A 13932-nucleotide genomic window follows, 5' to 3' on the forward strand; every position below is an offset into this window, starting at 1 on the left:
TTCACCAGCGGAACCGCTATCCGGAAGTCATCACATGCGTGAAATGGTCGTACCGGATGGTGAGCGGGCCGCCGTCGTGCGCCAGGCTGATGTTGGCACCGTTAGGCGAACCGCCGGCGCCGTAGCTCTCGGTCCAGGACCGGTTCAGCGCGGCCTTGAACTCATAGTTGCCGGCCGGAAGGGCCGGCACTGACAGCTTCCACACCAGGTCGGCGGGGTCCAGCACCAACTGGGCCTGGTCGCAGCCGGGCATCCAGTCTTCCGGGCACCCCTGTTCCAGGTTCATGCTCCCTGCCGCGGCCACGGCTCCGGGCTGCTGTGAGGCGTAAACGGGGCTCAGCACATGCGTGGTGTGGTCGTAGCGGAACGTCACGGCCCCGCCCGGGTGCTCCAGCACGATGTTGCCGCCGTCGAACGCGCCGCCGGCGCCGTAGTTCTCGTCCCACTTGCCGTTGAGCGCGGCCTTGAACTCATACGTTCCCGCCGGCAGTTCCGGCACGGTCAGGCGCCAGACCTTGTCCGCCGGGTCAAGTGCCATGAAGGCCTTTAGGCACGCAGGCTGCCAGTCGTCCGGACAGCCCATCTCGGAGTTCAGGCTGCCCGCCACGGTCACGGAGTCCGGCTGCGGGATCTCACCGGCCACCACGGTCCGGATGTCGCTGACTACGTTCTCCGCGCCCGGGACGGACATGGTTGCCCGGTAGCGGAGCTGTGTGCCGTCGGCGAGTGCCAGCGCCGTGAGATCATCGAAAACGGTGTACGCCGGCGAGGAACTGTCCGACCCGATCGGAGCCCACCCGCCGCCGTCCACGCTGCGTTCGAAGCTGACCGTGTAACCAGCCTTCTCCGGGCTGGCCGTGGCGCTGACTTCCACCTTGCCGTCCACGCTGCTGCCCTCTGCCGGTTTCTGCATGGCGAGGACCGGGGAGGGGACCGTGCCCGTGCGGGCCGCGCTGACCGAGGTGTGTCCGCCGTTGTCCAGGACCGCCGCGCGGTATTCCACGGCGGTGCCCGGGTTCAGTCCCGTGACGTCATGGAAGACCTGGTACGGGGCGGTGTCGTCCGTGCCGATCGGCTCCCATTCCCCGCCTGCTGTGCGCGCCTGGAAGGTGACCTCGTAGAACGAGGAACCGTCGACGTCGGCCGCCACCCGGATCCTGCCGTTGTCGCCTTCCGCCGTGGCCGGCTCCTGGAGGCCGACGGCGGGAGCCGCCTTGGAGCGGGGGATCCGCCCTGACGATTCGTAGACCACCGCGGAAAGCGGCGGGACGGTAACGGTGAGCTTGCCGTCGTCGGCAGTCTTGGACTCGGCAGCAGAACCGCCGGCGTCGCCGTAGATCCGGCTGTAGTTGCGCTTGGCGATATAGGTGGGCACCGCGGCAGTCTGCGCGGTGCCGCTGTTGTTCACCGCCACGACATACTCGCGCTGGTCCTTCGCGTCAGTGCGGGAGAACGCATAGATTCCCTGGCCCTGCGCGGCGTACCGGTTCTGGTGGGCGCCGTTGCGCAGTGCCGGGTGCTCAGCGGTCAGCGCTGCTAGTTCGCTGATCTTGCTGTACAGCGGGTGGCCGGTGTTGAAGTTGTCCGTGGCATGCGTGGCGTCGGTGCCCAGCAGGTCATCGTCCAGGTATTCGGGCACCTGGCTGGCGAAGAGCGTCTGGCGTGCATCCTGGTCCCCGCCGGGGCCGGTAAAGCCCTGTTCGTCGCCGTAGTACACCACCGGGTTGCCGCGCGAGAAGTACATCAGCTCGTGGGCCAGCCGGTCCCGGGCAACGCGTTCGGCGTCGTCCGCACCGGGGTTGTCCGCGGCAATGAAGCTGCCGATCCGGCCCATGTCGTGGTTGCCCAGGAAGGTGGGGAGTTCGTAGACGTTGGAGTCGGCATCCGTGTACCAGTCGTCCCCGGCGAAGAACGTCTCCAGCTGGCTGGCGGACTGGCTCCGGGAGGCAAAGTTCCGCGCTGCGTCCTGGAACGGGAAGTCCAGCACGGCCTGCATCTTGTTGCGGGTGGTGAACTGCGAGGTGAAGCTCTTGGAGGTGTCAAAGACCTCGCCGAACATAAAGAACTCGTCCTTGCCCTGTTCCTTGGCGTATTCAAGGACCTTGGGCCCGAACTCCTGCCAGAATTCGTCATTGACGTGCTTCATGGTGTCGATCCGGAAGCCGTCCACACCGAAATCCTTGATCCAGTCTTCGTAGACCTTCGTCATGCCGTCAACGACTTCCGGGTTCTCGGTGAAGAGGTCGTCCAGGCCGAAGAAATCACCGTAAAAGGAGTCCTCGCCCTGGAAGGTGGTGTCGCCGCGGTTGTGGTAGAGCGCGGGATTGTTGAGCCAGCCCGGAACCTTGAGGTCCTTCTCGGCCTCGTCCAGGACCGGCCTGTAGGGGAACGAAGTGGCTGGATCCAGCTCCGGGAAGGTGTCCGTGCCGGCGTAGTCGCGGTCGTCGAAAACCTCGCCGTCGGCTGTTTTGTATGGCGCGACGTCCTTGGACTTGTACGCCGTGCGGGCGCCTTCCTTGTAGCCGATCACGTCCGCGGTGTGGTTGGTGATGATGTCGAAGTAGACCTTCATGCCGCGTGAATGCGCCTCGTCGATCAACGCCTTCAGTTCGGCGTTGGTGCCCAGATGCGGGTCGATCTGGGTGAAGTCGGTGACCCAGTACCCGTGGTAACCGGCAGATTTGTCCTCAGGCTGGACCGCTTTGTTCTTGAAGCTGGGCGTCAGCCAGATGGACGTGGTGCCCAGGCCCTGGATGTAGTCGATCTTGTCCAGCAGGCCCTTGAGGTCACCGCCGTTGTAGAAGCCCTTCTTGGTCGGGTCGTACCCGGAGAGCATCGGATCGGAGCCCAGTCCGCCGTCGTCGTTTGCGCTGCTTCCGTTGCTGAAACGGTCCGCCATCACGAAGTAGAAGTTCTCGTCCGTCACCGGGGCGCGGAGCGAGTGGGAGGCCGACGGCGCACCCGGGCCTTTCGGCTCCGGGGCCGCCTGGGCGGGGGCCGCCTGGGCGGGGGCCGCCAGAGCGGCTGCGGCAACCAGTGCTGCAACCACCGCGGCGAGGCCCCTGCCCGGCTGGTTGCAGGGTGGATTCTTGGGGTTTGAACTGCGGAAAAACACGATAAGGAAACCTTCCGGAAAGCTACATTGCTGTTGTGAAGGACGATGCGGGAGACCGGCTTCTGAGAGCCAAGTCACAACTGTAAGCGCTTGCACCGACTTTTTCCAGCAAATCCCAAGGTTGCTTGGTATCAGTCCGGATTCGGTAGCATGAAACCCACCAACCCGGAGCTGAGGGAGCTGCCGTTGCCGCCAGAACGCCCTATACCGCCCTCGCGGACCGTGCCTTCGGACAGTCCGGAGGGCCGTCGTCCGGATGAGTCGGTCCAACGACTCCGGGCCGCGGGCTGCGTATTCGCCGAGGAGGAAGCGCTCCTGCTCACCGGCGCGGCTGCCTCCGCCGCGGAGCTGGAATCGATGATCGAGCGGCGCGTGGCCGGCCTGCCGCTGGAGCATATCCTCGGCTGGGCCGAATTCTGCGGGCTCCGCATCGGCGTCACGGCAGGAGTGTTTGTGCCGCGCCGCCGCACCGGGTTCCTCGTCCGGCAGGCGGAGCTGCTGCTCCGCGCCACCCACGGCGGCGGCGGGCCCCGCGTCGTGGATCTGTGCTGCGGTTCCGGCGCCGTCGGGGCGGCGCTGGCAGCACGCGTGGCCGGAATCGAACTGCATGCCGCGGACCTGGACCCGGCTGCGGTGCTATGTGCCAAGGGAAATATCGAGCCGGCCGGCGGCCATGTCCATCAAGGGGACCTCTTCGAAGCCCTGCCGGCGCGGCTGCGCGGCCGCATAACGGTCCTGGTAGCCAACGCCCCTTATGTGCCAACGGCCGCGATCGGGACCATGCCCCCGGAAGCCCGCGCACATGAGCCGCTGATGTCGCTGGACGGCGGACCGGACGGGCTGGATATCCAGCGGAGGGTTATTGCCGGGGCGCCGGCCTGGCTTGCCCCGGGCGGCCACGTGCTGATCGAGACAAGCCGGAGGCAGGCGCGGCGGACCATCGGTCTCATGCGGAGCGCGGGACTCGCCGCCCGGCTGGCCAGCGACCCTGAACTGGACGCCACGGTGGCGATCGGCCTCAGGCGGGACTGACGGGTCGTTGCGCTCCGCCGTGCACGCCGGAATCCATGCACGTCAGAATCCGGCGGCGGCGGAATCCATGCACGTCAGAATCCGGCGGCGGCGGAATCCATGCACGTCAGAATCCGGCGGCGGCGGCCTGCTTCGAGGCGCGGGGCGATCCCTCCAGGAGCTCCGAATAGAACCGGATGTACTCCCGGACCATCCGTTGGGAACTGAAGCGCTGCTCAGCCGACCGCCGGCAGTCACTGCGGCGGAGCCAGCTGCAGCCCTGCAGTGCCTCGGCGAGGCCCTGCAGGCTGTCCGCCAGGAACCCTGTTTCGCCGTCACTGATGATTTCAGGAGCCGAGCCCCGGCGTGTGGCCACCACCGGCGTGCCGGCGGCCAGGGCCTCTATCATCACCATTCCGAACGGTTCCGGCCACTGGATCGGGTTCAGCAGCGCAACGGACTCGCCGAGCAGCCGGTACTTGTCCGCCGTGCCCAGCTCGCCAAGGTATTCAACATCCGGGCCGAGCAGCGGTTCAATCACGTCGTGGAAGTAATCGAGTTCGAACGGTTCGCGCATCTTCGCGCCGATCCGCAAAGGGATGCCTGCACGGCGTGCCACCATGATGGCCTGCAGGAGGCCCTTGTTCGGGTGCATCCGTCCCAGGAAGCACGCTCCGCCTGTGTGCGACGGGCTGTACCGGACGCCCCGGACGTCGATGCCGTGGTGGATGACGGCGTCGATCTTCACTCCCCGCGCGGTGGAGGCCTGATGGTGCGAGATGGCTACGAGTGCTGTCTCCCGTTGCATGGCCCGGTAGATCAGGGTTAGTTCCTCGTCGAAAGGTCCGTGCAAAGTGGTGGCGCGGGGAACCCCTGGCATGGTCCGCTGGCACAGCGGACCGAGCAGCGTGTGGTCGTGGATGACGTCCACGTCTTCCATGGCGTCATAAGCGCGGAGCACATGCAGGAGCTCCTGCCGTCCCGAGTCCATGCTGAGCTCCGAGGAGTCCGATAATCCCTGAACCCTCGGCACGGGGCAGGTGCTGTCGTTCGAGGCGGCGAGCACAACATCGTGCCCCGCTTCGGCGAGCCCCGCGGCGAGGGTGTGGACCACCGATTCCGTTCCGCCATAGCTTGGCGGGGGAACGGGTATCCATGGTGGTGCCAGGATGCCAATACGCATTTGCGCCTCCTACATCAGCCGGCCTTCCGGCCGTGGTCGTGGTGGACCCGGATGAGGTCCGCCAGGGGTTCCTGCGTCCCCAGATGCAGCTCAATGGACGGCGGCAGCCCCGTCACTTGCACGGCGTTGCCTGACACCTCGATGGTCAGGCGGGAGCCAGCCAGCGGCACTTGTTCCTTCTTCAGGTAGCCGAATCCCTCAGGGAAGGCCGGGCTCACCCAGAGGCGGCCGGTGGGAGCGGAAGGATCAAGGCGCAGCAGGACACGGATGAGGTGGATGGGAGTGGCCGAGGCCCAGGCCTGTGGAGAACACGACGACGGATAGGCCACCGGGGGCCTGCCCGACTCGCGTGGGAAACCGCAAAAAAGTTCCGGCAGCCTCCCGCCGAACGCTTCCGCGGCGTCGAACAGGGCCATGGCCACCCGCTGCGCTTCTTCAATGAAGCCGTATCGCATCAGTCCGGCGGCAATCAGGGCGTTGTCATGCGGCCACACGGAGCCGTTGTGGTAGCTCACGGGGTTGTACGCACCCATGCTTGACGACAGGGTACGCACGCCCCAGCCGGAGAACATGTCCGGCTCCATCAGGCGCTGCGCCACGAAGGGCGCCTTGTCGTCGTCCACGATTCCCGACCACAGGCAGTGCCCCATGTTGGAGGCACAAGAGTCCACGGGCAGCTTGTCCTTGTCCAGGGCCACCGCGAAGTAGCCGCGTTGCGGCAGCCAGAACCTGCGGTTGAACTCATCCTTCAGTGCGGCCGCCCGGTCGCCCCAGCTCCGGGCGAGGGCGGTGTCGCCGGCATCCAGTGCGAGCAGTGCCCGGGCCACGTAGGCGCTGTAGGCATATCCCTGCACTTCGCACAGGGCAATAGGCGGTTCGGCGAGGGTGCCGTCCGCAAAATTGATCCCGTCGTAGGAGTCTTTCCAGCCCTGGTTGAGCAGGCCATGCCGGGTGGCGCGCTCATATTCCACGAAGCCGTCCCCGTCGCGGTCCCCGTGGTGAGTAATCCACTCCAGCGCGCGGTCCGCGTTGGGCAGGAGCTCCTGCACTGCCCGCGGTTCCAGTCCCCAGCGACTGACTTCACCAAGGAGCGTGACGAACAGAGGCGTGGCGTCCGCCGTTCCGTAGTAAGTCCTTTCTCCGCCCAGCGACAAGGCGGCGCCGGACCCGAGGCGCACTTCGTGGAGGATCCGTCCGGGTTGTTCCTCAGTGATCTTGTTGATCTTTTGGCCCTGGTGTTCGGCAAGCGTCTGCAGCGTGCCCAGCGCGATAGCGGGATCCACGGGAAGCGCCATAAGGGAGGTCAGCAGGGCGTCGCGGCCGAACAGTGCCATGAACCACGGGGCGCCGGCGGCAACTACCGTGCGGTCCGGATGCGCGGGGTCTGTGATCCGCAGCGATCCCAGGTCCCGCTGGCTCTGGCGCAGGATCTTTTCGAGCATGGGATTGTCCATGCTGATGACGGGCGCAGCCGCGCCCCAGGTGCGGTGGCGCAGGGCGGGAGCCGATTCGTGCTGCGGAGTGCTGGCGGAGAACCTGCCCGCCGGTTCGCTGCCGTCGGAGCTGGGCGTGACCACGATGGTGGCGGTCCACGATCCCTTAGCGGGAACCGTCACTTTGAACATCACCCCGTGGCGGTTCACGTCCGCTCCCGGCGCGCGAATGGTCACGCCGAGCAGCCGCCCGTTGTGGCGGCCACTGATGATCAGCCGGTCACCCTCCGGCCGGTGGGAGGGGCGGAGCTGACGGGTCTTCCTGCCGGCTTTCACTTCGAACAGGTCCGCGAAGTCCGCCTCTACCGCCAGCTTGATGCTGCAGGGCGCCGGGCTGCTGGAGTAGTTCCGCAGGGTCAGTGTCTCGCGGACACCGTCCCCCACCTGCCGGTCCCGCTCAACCACCATGGGCCGATCGGCTGCCCCGTCGGGCTGGGGTGCCCGGCCGGTGAAGACGGCCCGGTACGGCTCCGGGTTCACTGCCAGGAGACCTTCCACCACGTGGTTGTTCACCAGCAGGTTCCAGCGGGACAGGATCCTGGTGTCCTGGTAGAAGACGCCGTGGGCCAGCCCGGGGTCCAGGTCACCGTTGCCGGCGGAAATGAAGAATGATGATCCCTCAACGATGGTGACAGCATTGGGGCCGACCGATCCGGCCGTGTCCAGGTTCCAGCCGCTCATGAACGCCGCCGGGCAAGGGCCCGCGCCGCAGGTGCCGGGGGAACGGGGGCCAGGCGTCGAGAACTCATGAAATCACTCCGGACCGGGGGATTCAATGGCTGACTGCTTAGCCACCCACATTCTAAAATTCCGCGCAGCACCCGACAAGGACCTTTGGACCCTTGCCAGGGGCCCGTGCGATGGACTGGGACGGATGCGTGTCGACGGGCCCTCGCGGGGCCCCGGGATGCGCGCAGCGCGGGAGCGCAGGGCCCTGGGACGCGCGGCGCGAGGCGGGGGAATGCGGGCAGACATGGGCCGACCCGCCTCGAACCAATGGTCCGGACGGGTCGGCACAGCTGTTGACGGGTTTTTAGGTCCGCTCAGGATTCGTGTTGGTGGCGGCGCCGGCGGGCGTCGCGCCTCCCTCATCGGACCAGTCCTGGCCGGTTGAGTCATTGAGGGCAGGATCGCTGGTGGTGTCAGGCATGCCGCCGGCGGTGGCGCTGTCCGTGGTGCCGGCGGTACTGCTGTCAGCAGTCCCGAGGTTCACGGTCTCCGGATGAGTGCTGTGCGAGGGGACATAGTCACCGGCGGGCAGCTCGCCTTCGGTGGCGGGGACGCCGGATGCAGCCGGGCTGTCCTTGGCGCTGTCGCTTGGCTTGTCCCGGTGCACAGCGGAACTGATTACTGTGCCGGCGCGGCGGGCGGCTTCCGTTAGCTGGTCGGAAACCTCGGGAGCCTTTTCCTTGACCGCCTCGGTTGCGGCAGCCACTTTGTCCTGAACGGGCTTGCTGTCCCAGAGCGCCGCAGCCCTCGCCTTGATTTTTTCGTACGCGGCGCGTCCGGACCTGGACCCCAGGACAAAGCCTGCTGCCATTCCGGTACCGAAAAGAAGTTTTGCTTTCATGATGTACTCCTGCTCCGTGAGAAGGTTCCGTACGTGGACGGGCCGGTGAAGGGGACGGTCGCCCGCCGTTTAGGGCCCGCAGATTGTAGGGCCTGAATGAAAAAACGGCCCCAGGAAAAATCCCGGGGCCGTTTCTCAGGCCGGTCTCCGCTTTAGCGGGCCGTGCGCTTGGTGATCATGCCGTAAACAAGCAGGACGATGATCGCGCCGCCAATGGCCAGGAGCCATGTGGACAGCGAGAAGAACTCGTTGATGCCAACACCGAAGAGCAGGCTACCAATCCAGCCGCCGAGGAAAGCTCCTACGACGCCCAGGAGCAGGGTGATGAAAATGCCACCGCCCTGACGGCCCGGGAGGATTGCCTTAGCGATTGCTCCAGCGATAAGGCCCAGAATCAGAAATGCGAAAAAACCCATTTTATCGTTCCTTCTTCTTTCATTGAGGAGGTGCCCGGATCCCGGGCACGCTACATCCTTCTACCTAATACTAATCATGCTTAGTATTAATCTGCCAGTCGGCGACCCTGTGAATTCCTGGGAGCGCCGATTTTCAGTGGCCTTGAACGTCGGAATTAACCCCGGACTCGTCGCCTCCGTCCAGCGTTGCAATGGCGGATGTGTCGTCCGCGTCCAACGTAAAACCGAAGATGTCCAGGTTCTCTTTCATGCGTTCTGGATTGGCCGTTTTGGGGATGGCGACAAGGCCCTGCTCAACATGCCAGCGGAGCACTATTTGACCGGGGGTCTTGCCATGCTTTTGGGCGATTCTCCCCAGCACTGGCGCGTTCAGGAGGTCGCTGCCCGCACCCAGGGGGCTGTACGACTCGGTGACGATTCCATGGCGCCGGTTGTAGGCAATATCCACTATCCGGGTGATGGCCGGACTGACCTGGATCTGGTTGACGGCAGGTACAACATCGCAGGCAGCCATGAGTCGCTCCAAGTGCGCCGGTTTGAAGTTGGACACACCGATTGACCGCACTTTTCCGTCCGCCTGCAGCCGCTCGAAAGTTTTCCAGGTGGAGATGAATTCATCCCGCCGGGGGAGTGGCCAATGGATCAAAAGCAGGTCCACGTAGTCCAGTCCGAGGCGTTTGAGTGATCCGTCCAGGCCGGCCACCGCCCTGTCCTGCCCCTGAAATTCTCCGTCCAGTTTGGTGGTGATGAACAGTTCTGATCGGTCAAGGCCGCTGGAGCGGATGCCGTTTCCCACACCTTTTTCGTTGCCGTATTTCACGGCGGTGTCGATGTGCCGGTACCCGGCTTCCACGGCGTTCACGACGGCGGCAGCCACCTGGTGATCGTCCAGCGGCCAGGTCCCCAGTCCGATCTGGGGAATCCGGTGTCCGTCATTGAGCTCAATCACTGGTGAGAGTGCCATTTGGAAAGTCTTTCCTATCGGAGTCGGTTTGCACAGATGTCAGAAGGCACGGTATTCCAACGATTCCGAGGCCCGGGCCGCGGAATCGAACGGGTGGCCACCGTTGGCCTACCGCCGGCGGGACCAGCCGACCAGCCGGTCGCTGAGTTCCATGAAACCGTCGTCGACCTGCTGCAACTCGGGGTGGGTATCATGCCACCGGACGATCTCTCGGGCGCCGTCCGCGAACGGGATGGAGGCCTGGAATGAGGGCACGAGGGACTTGACCTTGGAGTTGTCGAACACCACGGAGTGTGCCCTGTCTCCGAGCAGCCACGGGCCGCGTTCGGAATCGTGGGCCGCGATGGTTTCAGAAGCCACATGCACCAGTTCCGGCTCGGCGACGCCTGCCGCCCGGGCAAACAGCCGGTACACCTGGTCCCAGGGAAGGAACTCATCCGAGGTGACGGTGTAGCTTTCGCCCACCGCCTGCGGCCGGTCCAGCAGGCCCACGAAGGCCTTGGCGAAGTCCCTGCTGTGCGTCAGCGTCCATAGCGAGGTTCCGTCGCCGTGGACCAGCACCGGCAGGCCCTCCCGCATCCGGTGGATGTCCGTCCAGCCGCCCAACAGGGCGATTTTGGTGCGGTCGTAAGTGTGTGAAGGGCGGACCACCGTGACCGGGAAGCCGTCGTCGCGGTACGCCCGCATCAGCAGGTCCTCGCAGGCTATTTTGTCGCGCGAGTACTGCCAGAAGGGGTTGCGCAGCGGCGTCGACTCCAGGATCGGCAGCCGGGCGGGCGGTTTCTGATAGGCGGAGGCGGAACTGATGAACACGTACTGGCCGGTCCTGCCGGAAAATTGCTCGATGGCGGCCGCGGCATGTTCCGGGGTGAACGAAATGAAGTCCGCGACGGCGTCGAAGGTGCGGCCGCGCAACGCCTCGCGCACGGCCGCGCTGTCCCGGATGTCGGCGGTGACGACTTCTGCGCCTTCCGGAGTCGGACGGCCGGCCGATTTCCCGCGGTTCAGGATCGTCAGCCGGTGGCCCAGCGCGACGGCGTGTTCTGCCGCCGCCGCGCTGATCACACCGGTTCCGCCGATGAACAGGATGTCCGACGGCGCCGCAACCGTAGCCGGAAGACTCACCAGGCGTAGTCTTCCGGGGCGGTGCGGTGCCCGGGGAAGATGTCGTCGAGGCGCTTGAGCGCGTCTTCGTCGAGCGTCACGTCCAGTGCGCGGATGGCGGCGTCGAGCTGTTCCTGCGTGCGGGGACCGACGATCGGTGCGGTGACCGCGGGTTGGTGCAGCAGCCAGGCGAGGGCAACGTCTCCGGGCTCGTGGCCCAGGTCGTCGGCCAGGTCCTCGTACTGGCGGATCTGCTCCTGGTGCTTCTTCAGGGTTTCGGCCGCCCGTCCTTCGGTGCGGCGGACGCCTTCGCGCTCCTTCTTCAGCACGCCGCCCAGCAGGCCGCCGTGCAGCGGCGACCAGGGGATCAGCCCGAGCCCGTACTGCTGTGCGGCCGGGATGACTTCCAGCTCCAGGTCACGGGTCAGGAGGTTGTAGATGGACTGCTCGCTGACCAGGCCGGTGAAGTTGCGGCGGGCAGCGGATTCCTGCGCCTGGGCGATGTGCCAGCCGGCAAAGTTACTGCTGCCCGCATAGAGGATCTTGCCCTGCTGGACAGCCACCTCCATGGCCTGCCAGATCTCGTCCCAGGGGGTGTTCCGATCGATGTGGTGGAACTGGTAGATGTCGATGTAGTCGGTCTGGAGCCGCTTGAGGCTCGCGTCCAGCGCCCGCCTGATGTTCAGGGCGGACAGCTTGGATTCGTTGGGCCGGTCCGTCATGGTGCCGTAGAGCTTGGTGGCCAGCACTGTGCGTTCGCGGCGTTCGCCGCCCTGGGCGAACCAGCGGCCGATGATTTCCTCTGTCCAGCCGCGGTGGTCGGTGCCGCCGTATACGTTGGCGGTGTCAAAGAAGTTGATCCCGGAGTCCTGGGCGGAGTCCATGATGGAGTGCGCGACCGTTTCTTCGGTCTGGGGTCCAAAGTTCATGGTGCCCAGGCACAGGCGGGAAACCTGCAGGCCGGAACGGCCAAGGTGTGTGTACTGCATGCTGAGATGTCCTATCTGGCTGTGGTTCAGTTGCTCCGGTGATCGAGCCTGTCGAGATCGGTTTCGACAGGCTCAATCACCGACGGTCGGTTACATCTGGCTGAAGGCGGCGACGGCGGGATCGGCGCCCGCGCGGGCACCCGACTCCAGGGCGCTAATTTCGCTGAGTTCGGCAGGGGAGAGCTCCACTGCGACGGCCCCCAGGTTCTCCCGCATGCGCTTCGAATCGGCAGACTTGGGGATGACGATGGTGCCTTGGGCGAGGTGCCAGGCCAGCGCGATCTGGGCCGGAGTGGCGTCGTATTTGCCGGCAAGATCCTTCACGGCCGTTGCATTCAGGTCCGCGCCCTGGCCGAGGGGACTGTACGCCTCCACGGCAATGCCGAGTTCCCTGCACTTGGTGGCCAGTTCCTGCTGCTGGAAGGTGGGGTGGATTTCGACCTGGTTCACCGCCGGGACCACGTCCGCCGCCGGGAGGAGCGTGTCGAGGTGCTCGCCGAGGAAGTTCGAGACGCCGATGGCGCGGATCTGGCTGTTGGCGTACAGCTTTTCCATCGCTTTCCAAGCTTCGGTGTAGAGCCCCTGGGAGGGGACGGGCCAGTGGATCAGGTAGAGGTCCAGGAACTCGACGCCGAGTGCCTTGCGGCTGTTCTGGAATGCCTCGTGGGCGTTGCCCTGTTCGCCGTTGCGGAGCTTGGTGGTGATGAAGATGTCCTCGCGGGGAATGCCCGACGCGGAGATCGCAGCCCCCACTCCGGCCTCGTTTCGGTAGGCGGCGGCGGTATCTATGTGGCGGTAGCCGGCTTCGAGCGCATCTTCGACGATGCGCTGCGTTTCTTCCGGCGGCACCTGGAACACGCCGAAGCCGAGTTGCGGGATCTTGACTCCGTTGTTGAGGGTCAACTGCGGGATGGTGTTTTGCTGCGTCTGTGACATCGTCGGTTCTTCCGGTCGAGGGATCGTCGAAGGGCAAGCGGGAAACCGCTTTCGTGCTGGCTACGTTTCGAGCCTATGCACTTAGCCACGCCCTGTCAGTAGCCATGCCTGTTCCTGTTTTTCCTAGGACTGACAGTCCTACGTTCGTTGTGGAGCGGAAGCTCCCCGGCCGTGCACAATGGAAGGCATGGGTCAGAGCGCCGAGTTTGGAAAATTCCTGAAGGCCATGCGGTCACGGCTGAAGCCGGAGGATGCGGGGCTGCCCGGAACCTCCGGCGCCCGGCGGGTCGCCGGGCTGCGCCGCGAGGAGATAGCCCGGCTGGCGGACGTGAGCACGGACTACTACACACGCCTGGAGCAGGGCCGCAACATCCACCCGTCAAGGGCGGTGCTCGATTCAGTGGCGCGGGCCCTGCGCCTGGATTCCAGCGAGCAGGCGCACATGATGGACCTTCTGGAGAATTGCGCCGAATCTCAGCGCTCGCCGATCCCGGCCCAGGGTGTCCGCCCGGCCCTGCGCCAGCTCCTCGGCGCGGTGGGTGACGTCCCCGCGCTGGTCCTGGGCCGCCGGAGCGACGTCTTGGCCGGCAACCCGCTAGCCTTCCTGCTGTTTGCGGATTTCCCGGCCATGCCGGCAGGGGAGCGCAACCTCACGCGCTGGCTCCTGCTGGACCCGCGCGCCCGCGAACTGTTCCCCGGCTGGAAGGCCGTGGCAGCCGACGCCGTCGGAGCCTTGCGCGTGGATGTCGGGCGGCACCCGAACGACGCCCAGGCCAATCAACTGGTGGGCGAACTCGCGGTCCATAGCGAACACTTCCGCCAATGGTGGGCCGGGCACCGCGTGGCCGCTCCTTCGGCGGGCAGCATACGGCTCTGCCACCCGGTGGTCGGAGACCTGGAGCTGGATTTTGAAAACCTGGTCCTCCCGGAGGACCCGGACCAGGTCCTCCGGATATTCTCCGCGAAACCGGGTTCGGCTTCGGCCGATTCCTTAACGCTGCTGGGCAGCTTCGGGGCCGGGATGGACGGTGTGGCGTCGGGACCGGCCGCTGCAGTTGTGCAGCTGCCACACGAAACAGGCTGATTTTGGGCATACGCCCATTGGGGGATCCTGGCCGCTTTCCTAGCCTTGGAATAGACCTTTTCGACTA

The 13932-nt window shown here is 65.6% G+C and carries 11 protein-coding genes; 2 read left to right on the top strand and 9 right to left on the bottom strand.

Translation table 11 applies throughout. The annotated features are described in order from the left end of the window. Positions 1 to 16: 16 nt before the first annotated feature. Positions 17 to 3049: an alpha-amylase family glycosyl hydrolase gene (locus tag JOE41_RS12500; RefSeq protein ID WP_209753625.1), complete on the bottom strand. Its 3033-nt coding sequence runs from the start codon at positions 3047 to 3049 to the stop codon at positions 17 to 19. 216 nt (positions 3050 to 3265) lie between these two features. Between JOE41_RS12500 and JOE41_RS12505 the strand changes: the two genes are divergently transcribed. Then, the gene (locus JOE41_RS12505) at positions 3266 to 4147 is read left to right on the top strand and encodes a putative protein N(5)-glutamine methyltransferase (RefSeq protein ID WP_245200708.1); all 882 of its coding nucleotides are present in this window, start codon (positions 3266 to 3268) and stop codon (positions 4145 to 4147) included. 106 nt (positions 4148 to 4253) lie between these two features. On the opposite strand, the gene JOE41_RS12510 is transcribed toward JOE41_RS12505, so the two are convergent. The 8 genes from JOE41_RS12510 to JOE41_RS12545 form a co-directional block, all read right to left on the bottom strand. After that, a complete protein-coding gene (locus tag JOE41_RS12510; protein WP_209752525.1) occupies positions 4254 to 5309 on the bottom strand; it encodes a glycosyltransferase family 4 protein in 1056 nt (351 codons plus the stop codon). 14 nt (positions 5310 to 5323) lie between these two features. Further along, positions 5324 to 7483 carry a glycogen debranching N-terminal domain-containing protein gene (locus tag JOE41_RS12515; protein WP_011690130.1) on the bottom strand — a complete coding sequence of 720 codons (2160 nt, stop codon included), beginning with the start codon at positions 7481 to 7483 and terminating at the stop codon, positions 5324 to 5326. A 352-nt stretch (positions 7484 to 7835) separates the two neighbouring features. Next, the gene (locus JOE41_RS12520) at positions 7836 to 8372 is read right to left on the bottom strand and encodes a hypothetical protein (RefSeq protein ID WP_011690131.1); all 537 of its coding nucleotides are present in this window, start codon (positions 8370 to 8372) and stop codon (positions 7836 to 7838) included. Positions 8373 to 8524: 152 nt separating this feature from the next. Next, positions 8525 to 8788 (bottom strand): GlsB/YeaQ/YmgE family stress response membrane protein, encoded by a 264-nt coding sequence (locus JOE41_RS12525; protein ID WP_011690132.1) that lies wholly within the window; start codon positions 8786 to 8788, stop codon positions 8525 to 8527. A 133-nt stretch (positions 8789 to 8921) separates the two neighbouring features. Next, complete coding sequence (locus tag JOE41_RS12530) at positions 8922 to 9752, bottom strand: aldo/keto reductase (protein ID WP_209752526.1); 831 nt, start codon at positions 9750 to 9752, stop codon at positions 8922 to 8924. 108 nt (positions 9753 to 9860) lie between these two features. Then, complete coding sequence (locus JOE41_RS12535; protein ID WP_209753627.1) at positions 9861 to 10880, bottom strand: NAD-dependent epimerase/dehydratase family protein; 1020 nt, start codon at positions 10878 to 10880, stop codon at positions 9861 to 9863. Next, positions 10874 to 11845, bottom strand: coding sequence for an aldo/keto reductase (locus tag JOE41_RS12540; RefSeq protein ID WP_209752527.1), 972 nt, complete (start codon positions 11843 to 11845; stop codon positions 10874 to 10876). The genes JOE41_RS12535 and JOE41_RS12540 overlap by 7 nt, the downstream gene beginning before the upstream one ends. A gap of 90 nt (positions 11846 to 11935) precedes the next feature. Next, complete coding sequence (locus JOE41_RS12545; protein ID WP_209752528.1) at positions 11936 to 12781, bottom strand: aldo/keto reductase; 846 nt, start codon at positions 12779 to 12781, stop codon at positions 11936 to 11938. Positions 12782 to 12968: 187 nt separating this feature from the next. Here JOE41_RS12545 and JOE41_RS12550 point away from each other — a divergent pair, with 187 nt between their 5' ends. Then, positions 12969 to 13865, top strand: a complete 897-nt coding sequence (locus JOE41_RS12550; RefSeq protein ID WP_245200709.1) for a helix-turn-helix transcriptional regulator — start codon at positions 12969 to 12971, stop codon at positions 13863 to 13865. Positions 13866 to 13932 lie beyond the last annotated feature (67 nt).

The organism is Arthrobacter sp. PvP103 (genome assembly GCF_017833075.1).
Classification (GTDB): Bacteria; Actinomycetota; Actinomycetes; order Actinomycetales; family Micrococcaceae; genus Arthrobacter.

Coding starts and splice junctions, on each gene's coding strand:
- JOE41_RS12505 (WP_245200708.1), top strand. CDS start 3,266: ATGAAACCCACCAACCCGGAGCTGAGGGAGCTGCCGTTGCCGCCAGAA.
- JOE41_RS12510 (WP_209752525.1), bottom strand. CDS start 5,309: ATGCGTATTGGCATCCTGGCACCACCATGGATACCCGTTCCCCCGCCA.
- JOE41_RS12515 (WP_011690130.1), bottom strand. CDS start 7,483: ATGAGCGGCTGGAACCTGGACACGGCCGGATCGGTCGGCCCCAATGCT.
- JOE41_RS12520 (WP_011690131.1), bottom strand. CDS start 8,372: ATGAAAGCAAAACTTCTTTTCGGTACCGGAATGGCAGCAGGCTTTGTC.
- JOE41_RS12525 (WP_011690132.1), bottom strand. CDS start 8,788: ATGGGTTTTTTCGCATTTCTGATTCTGGGCCTTATCGCTGGAGCAATC.
- JOE41_RS12530 (WP_209752526.1), bottom strand. CDS start 9,752: ATGGCACTCTCACCAGTGATTGAGCTCAATGACGGACACCGGATTCCC.
- JOE41_RS12540 (WP_209752527.1), bottom strand. CDS start 11,845: ATGCAGTACACACACCTTGGCCGTTCCGGCCTGCAGGTTTCCCGCCTG.
- JOE41_RS12545 (WP_209752528.1), bottom strand. CDS start 12,781: ATGTCACAGACGCAGCAAAACACCATCCCGCAGTTGACCCTCAACAAC.
- JOE41_RS12550 (WP_245200709.1), top strand. CDS start 12,969: ATGGGTCAGAGCGCCGAGTTTGGAAAATTCCTGAAGGCCATGCGGTCA.